This is a genomic window from Mesorhizobium sp. M7A.F.Ca.CA.004.04.2.1, assembly GCF_004022825.1.
In the GTDB taxonomy this organism is placed as follows: Bacteria; Pseudomonadota; Alphaproteobacteria; order Rhizobiales; family Rhizobiaceae; genus Mesorhizobium.
Map to the genome: position 1 here is coordinate 1 of NZ_RZPH01001621.1, position 692 is coordinate 692.

At 67.9% G+C, this 692-nt stretch carries 1 protein-coding gene; it reads right to left on the bottom strand.

Going from position 1 to position 692, the window contains the following annotated elements; all coding sequences use genetic code 11:
• Positions 1–692: FAD-dependent oxidoreductase (locus tag EN893_RS36535; RefSeq protein ID WP_164901522.1), on the bottom strand; the 692-nt coding region annotated here is incomplete at both ends.

Genomic DNA, 692 nt, shown 5'->3' on the forward strand with positions numbered 1-692 from the left:
ACGCCGGGCACCGGCCGGCCATCGGGCCGCAGCACAAGGGCGGCGTCGCCGATGACGAAAATCTCCGGGCTGCCAGATACAGTCATATCGGGCTCGACCAGCACCCTGCCCGCGCGGGCCGCCTTCGCTCCCAGCCATTCAGCGGCCGGTGAAGCGGCAACGCCGGCTGCCCACAGGATCGTTCGGGCTGCCAGTTGCTTATCGCCAAATACAACACCTTCGGCGTCGCAGCTCGTGACGGCCCGGCCGAGCTCGACAGTCACACCGAGCCGCTCGAGCGCTTTGCTGGCATAGTCGGAAAGTTTCGGTGCGAAATTGGCCAGGATGCGGTCGCCGGCCTCGATCAGCACCACACGCGTCTGCCGCGTGTCGATGTTGCGGAATTCGCCGCGCAGCGTGTCATGCGCCAGCTCGATGATGGTGCCGGCAAGCTCGACGCCGGTCGGCCCGCCGCCGACGATCGCAATGGTCAGCAACGCCCGGCGTTTGGCGGGATCGGTCTCCCGCTCGGCCTGCTCGAAGGCCAGGAGAATTCGCCTCCGAATGCTGGTGGCGTCCTCCAGCGTCTTCAGGCCCGGGGCGAAAGGCTCCCATTCGTCGTGGCCGAAATAGGCGTGGCGGGCACCGGTGGCGAGCACCAGCGTGTCGTAGGCGACCGCGCTGCCGTCATCGAGCAGCACGCGCTTGCCGGC